Source organism: Spirillospora sp. NPDC049652 (genome assembly GCF_040675125.1).
In the GTDB taxonomy this organism is placed as follows: domain Bacteria; phylum Actinomycetota; class Actinomycetes; order Streptosporangiales; family Streptosporangiaceae; genus Spirillospora.
On the sequence record NZ_JBFAOF010000497.1, the window covers coordinates 1 to 5315 of the forward strand.

General features: G+C 76.1%; 5 protein-coding genes. All 5 read right to left on the reverse strand.

What is annotated here, in order from left to right:
* Positions 1-2332: HelD family protein (locus AB0J52_RS26145; RefSeq protein WP_500184921.1), on the reverse strand; the 2332-nt coding region annotated here is incomplete at its 3' end.
* Positions 2333-2417: 85 nt separating this feature from the next.
* Positions 2418-3176, reverse strand: a complete 759-nt coding sequence (locus AB0J52_RS26150) for an SDR family NAD(P)-dependent oxidoreductase (protein WP_500184922.1) — start codon at positions 3174-3176, stop codon at positions 2418-2420.
* Positions 3173-3904 (reverse strand): acetoacetate decarboxylase family protein, encoded by a 732-nt coding sequence (locus AB0J52_RS26155; protein WP_500184923.1) that lies wholly within the window; start codon positions 3902-3904, stop codon positions 3173-3175. Before AB0J52_RS26155 ends, AB0J52_RS26150 begins: the two co-directional genes overlap by 4 nt.
* Before the next feature lie 108 nt (positions 3905-4012).
* The gene (locus AB0J52_RS26160) at positions 4013-4579 is read right to left on the reverse strand and encodes an SRPBCC family protein (protein ID WP_500184925.1); all 567 of its coding nucleotides are present in this window, start codon (positions 4577-4579) and stop codon (positions 4013-4015) included.
* 53 nt (positions 4580-4632) lie between these two features.
* A partial coding sequence (locus AB0J52_RS26165) for an HD domain-containing protein (protein ID WP_500184927.1) occupies positions 4633-5315 on the reverse strand: 683 nt, incomplete at its 5' end.

Sequence of the window (5315 nt, forward strand, 5' to 3'; positions counted from 1 at the left end):
CCGAGCGCGTCCAGGTGCTGGACGTCCTGGAGGCCAAGGGCAGCCCGGCGGCCAGCCGCTCGCGGTCGGCGGCGGTCCAGGCGCCGTCCGACGGCATCGGGACGATCAGGCCGATCGTGCCGTCCACCTGGCCGAGCAGTTCCTCGGTGGCCTCGCGGGCCGTGTCCGCGAGCCGCTCCGCCGGGACGACCCGGACGACCGGGTCGAGGCCCGACTCCCGGACCGCGCGGGCCGGACGGGCCTCGGGCAGGGCCTCGGCCAGCACCCGCGCCGACACGGCCGCGATCTCGACCGAGTTGCGGTAGTTCGTGGTGAGCTCGTACTCGTGCCGGACGGACCGGGCCGACCCGCGCGCGGGCTGGCGGCGGCCGCGCCGGTTGCGCGCCGGCTTCTCGCCGCCGAGGGCCGCGTCCATCGCGGCGCGGGCGGCCCCGAGGTCCTCCCAGGCGCTCTGCGCCGGGTCCTCGACGATCGTCCAGCTGGCCTGGCGACCGCGGCGGCCGAGCATGCGCCACTGCATGGGCGACAGGTCCTGCGCCTCGTCCACGACGATGTGCGCGTACTCGGGGCGCTCCTCGTAGACGCCGTCGTCCACCCGGCGGGCGCGCTCCATCCGCTCGATCGAGGTGGTCAGCTCGTCCATGCCGGGCTCCCAGTCCTCGTCCGGGACGGCCTCGCCGGTCAGGACGTTCACGCCGTCCACGACGAACGGGTCGTCCGCGGCGGGGGCGCGGCGGTGGCGCGGCGGACGCGGCGGGCTGCCGAGCTGCGCGTCGAGCTCGTCCAGCAGCGCGATGTCCTGGTAGGTGCGGACATCGGAGGCCCAGGAGGCGGCGAGCGCGTCCAGGACGTTCCGGTCGAGGTCGCGGGCGGCGGCGCGGCGCAGGCGGGCCGGGTCGGACAGGGCGGACAACACGTCCAGGGGTGTGCGGATCGGCCACCACGCCTGGAGGAAGTCGGTGAACGCGCGCTGCTCGCGGACCCGGGCGTCGAACTCCTCGCGGCTGCCCCGGCGCGGCGCGGGACGGCCGCCCGCGTCCAGCTCGCCGAGCCCGTCGGCGGCGAGGATCGAGTTCCACAGGGCCAGCTCGCCCTGCCCGGCGGCCTCGGCGTCCTCCTCCACGGCCTGCGGGCCGCCGAGGTGGCCGAACGCGTCCCACAGGGCGTCCAGCAGGGCGTCGGCGGCGCGGCCGCGCGCGGTGTTGACCGAGCCGCGGGCGCGGCGGTGCACCTCGGCGCGGATGCGGTCCAGGCGGCCGCGGTCCAGCCGGATCACGACCCCGCGGTAGACCACGCGCAGCTCGTTCGGGGCGTCCGGGGCGTGGTCGGTCACGGCGCGGCGCAGGACGGCGACCATCGCCTCCGAGCCCTTGGCCCGGGCCAGCTCGGGGGTGTCGTGCGCGGACGCGGTCACGCCCGGCACCAGGTCGCCGAGCGAGCGCAGCGTCGCCGAGCCTTCGCCCAGGGACGGCAGCACGCGCTCGATGTAGGACGTAAAGCGCGGGTTCGGCCCGACGACCAGCACGCCGCGCGAACCGAACCGGCGGCGGTGCCTGAAGAGCAGGTACGCGACGCGGTGCAGCGCGACGGCCGTCTTGCCGGTGCCGGGGGCCCCGCGCACGAGGACGGTCCCGTCGGCGGGGGCGCGGATGACCTCGTCCTGCTCGCGCTGGATCGTGGCGACGATGTCGCGCATCGTCCCTTCGCGCGTGCGCGCGAGGGACGCCAGGAACGCGCCGTCGCCGACCACCGCCAGCCCTTCGGCGGCGTCCGGGTCGAGCAGGTCGTCCTCGATGTCGACGACCTTGTGGCCGCGCGAGTGCAGCACCCGGCGGCGGATCACGCCGCGCGGCTCCTCGGGGGTCGCCCGGTAGAAGTCCTCGGCGGCGGGCGCGCGCCAGTCGATCACCAGGGAGTCGTGCTCGCGCGTGCGGACGCCGATGCGGCCCACGTAGCGGACCTCCCGGCCGTCCACGATCCGCCCGGACGGCTGCGCGTCGTCGGCGTACTCGCGCGGGGCCAGGTCGAGGCGGCCGAACACCAGGCCGTCGTCGGCGATGTCCAGGGCGTGCGCGCGCTGCGCCGCCTGGTGGACCATCGCGTCGCGGTCGACCAGCGAGCCCTTGGTGCCCGCGAGGGACTGCCGGAAGCCCTCGCGGAGCATGGCCCGGGCGTCCTCGCGCATCTCGCCCAGCCGGTCGTACGCCCGGTCCACGAAGCGCTGCTCGGCGGCGATCTCGCGGTCCTTCAACGGGGCCGTCCCGTCCGCGCCGGCGGCGGTGCCCCCGTCCGCCGCGCTGCCGGGCGGACGGTCGGTGACCTCGGACGACATGGCTGCTGCTCCTCGCGGCTACGGGCGGCGTCCCGGGACGGCTCCGGGGATGCGAAACAGACAGCCTACGCGGTCCAAGGTCCACTCAGCGTGACGCCGTGACCCGTCCCACAAGGCGCGCGGTCAGACCGGGCGCCCAGCGCCGCGCGCGGGCCACCGCCCTGGTCAGCGGGTCGGGCAGCACGTACAGGTCGTGGTCCGGACGGGCGAGCGAGCGGTCCACGGCGTCCAGGACGACGCCCGGTGGAATGCCGTGCATGCGGCCGGTAGCGGCCGGGTCGGCGGCCGCGGCCTCCCGGAAGCCGGGCGTATCGACCTGGCGCGGGCAGACGCACCGGATCCGGACGCCGCTCCCGGCGTGCTCGGCGGCGACCGCCTCGGCGTAGGCGTTCACCGCGGCCTTCGCCGCCGCGTACGCCGAGGTCTTCGCCACGGGCAGCAGCGACGCGAGCGAGGAGAAGAGGATCAGCTCGCCGCCGCCGCGCTCCAGCATCCCCGGCAGCGTGGCCCGGACGATGTGGACCGTCCCGAGGAAGTCCGTCCGCAGGACGCGCTCGACGTCGGCGAGCGGCTGTTCCAGCGCCGGGACCATCGGCCCGACGGCCGCCGCGTGCACCACCCGGTGCACCGGGCCGGCCTCGGCGACCAGGGCGGCCACGGCCTCGGCGTCGGCGACGTCGCAGACCCGGACGTGGGTGTTGGGGGAGCGGTGGGCGGTCGCGTCCAGGCCGTCGGCGTCCAGGTCGGCCGCGACGACCTCCCAGCCCGCGGCGGCGAGGCGGCGGGCGGCGAGCGCGCCGAGCCCGCTCGCGGCGCCGGTGACCAGGGCGGTCCTGGCGGTCATGGGCGCACCTCCACGGCGTCCTGGAAGATCATGCGCACGTGGTCCACGGTTGCGGCGGACAGCGCGCGGGCCCGGTCGAGGCCGAGCGCGCGCAGTTCGTGGGCCACGGGGTGGTCGCCCAGTTCGAGGGACGCGCCGCCCGGCCGCATCCGGACGCCGGTGGGCGAGACGGACCAGGGAGTGCGGCGGGTCGTGCCGTCCATGCGCGTGTAGGCGTCCACGCTGGCCGCGGTCTTGCCGGCGGGCACCGGGACGCCGGGCCGGACGTGCATCTCCAGGACGGTCCGGCCGTCCACGCGCACGAGGCAGCGCTTGATGCGGGAGGCGAGGTCCATGCGGATGTCGGCCATCTCCTTGGGGAAGCCCCAGATCGTCCGGCCCGCCTCCAGGGTGAACGCCTGGTTCACCGGCAGCCAGTGGACGAACGCGCCGATCCGCCGCCGCTCGCCCGGCGCCGTCCCCTTCACCAGGAACGTGACCGCGAACTCGTGGTACGGCCCGAGGTCGCCGTCGGCGTACCGGACGAACGCCAGCGAGCAGATCGCCCGGCCGGGCAGCGGGGCGGCCACCTCCAGCCCGGAGTAGGCGATCACGGCCTGCGCGGCGTCGGCCGGGACCGGGAACATGGCGGAGGCGACGGCGGCGTCCCGGATCTCGACCGGGATCGCGACCCGCTCGCCCTGGATCACGTGCGCCGGTGCGGTGGGCGCGGTGGCGTCAGGAGACACGCCACAAGTAGAACAGGTTCTTATTTCTCGCTCAAGAGCGGCTCGCCCACACCTGGGCCCGGAGCCGCTCGGGAGCCCGTCCGCGCGCCGGCCGGGGAGCCGGGGCCGTCAGGCCTCGATCGCGGCCCGGAAGCGCTCCAGGGTCGCGCGCATCCCGCGCCGGTTCAGCTCCGCGCGGTCCTCGGCGCGGACGCCGGTGAAGACGCGCCCGAGCAGCGCCGCCACCCGGGCCGAGCGGGAGTCGCGGCGCAGGTCCTCCCAGTACTCGGCGAGGCGGCTGGCCGCGGCTTCGCCGTCCTGGCCGCCCGCGGCTTCGCCGTCCTGGCCGCCCGCGGCTTCGCCGTCCTCGACGTCCTGGCCGCGCGCGTCCTCGATGCCCTCGATCCGGTAGCCCCAGAGCGCCACCGGCATGCCGAACGTGGACACCCGGAACGCGAACGCCCGTCCCGGGACCGCCGCCGTGACCTCGCACGTGGTGAACCAGACCCGCCAGCCGAGCCGGTTGAACCCGACGAACCGGGTCCCCTCCGCGACCTCCCCGCCGTCCCGGATCCACACCCGGAACAGCTCCGGGCTCCACTCCGGCATCCGGCGGAGGTCGGAGACCGCCGCGTACACCTCGGCCGGGGACGCCGCGACCCGCACCGACTCCTCGACCGTCCACTCCCGTTCCATGGACGCCTATTAGAGCAGGCGGCACAGCCTGTCAGAGCAGGCGGCCGGGCCCGTCAGAGCAGGTGGGCGTAGGCCTTGCGCCACTCGCCGAACCACTCCGCGAACCACGGCGAACGCTCGGCCAGCGGCAGGATGTAGGTGACCGTCTCGGCGTAGTAGCGGCGCTGGAAGTCCGGCGGCATCTTCTCCAGCGACTGCACGTTGCTCACCCGGTCGGCCAGCTTCACCAGCACCGCCGGATCCGGCGCGTCGCGGAGTCTGCGCAGGTAGGCGGCCTTGGCGGCGCGCTTGTCCTTGCGTCCGGAACCGCCGGCCGGCGGCTTGGTCACCCAGTCGACCAGCTCGGCCACCTCGTCCCCGAACCCGGCCTCGACGTCGGCGACCGTGGCGGGGGTGTCCTCGACGACGTCATGCAGCAGGACCGCCGCGAGAGTGGCAGGATCGGAGACCCCGGCCCCCCGCACGAGGACCTCCAGCGCCTCCAGCAGATGCTCGGCGTAGGGTGCCCCGGTGGGGCGGGTCTGGTCGCCGTGCCAGCGCAGCGCGGCCTCCGCGGCGCGCGTGAGGACGGGCAGCGCCGGATGGTCCGCGAGGTCCGCCCGGGCGGCGTCCCAGGTCGGCCAGCTGGTGAAGGTCCGCACGTCGGGTCCTTTCCCACCGGGCGCGGCGGGCGCCGCGCGGATCGCGCGGCGCGGCCGCCCGCCGCAGTGGCTGGTGGTGGCGTGGTGGTCGTGCC

Bases quoted from the DNA above. Each gene is read 5' to 3' on its own strand.
- AB0J52_RS26160 (WP_500184925.1), bottom strand. From the start codon at position 4,579: ATGGAACGGGAGTGGACGGTCGAGGAGTCGGTGCGGGTCGCGGCGTCC.
- AB0J52_RS26150 (WP_500184922.1), bottom strand. From the start codon at position 3,176: ATGACCGCCAGGACCGCCCTGGTCACCGGCGCCGCGAGCGGGCTCGGC.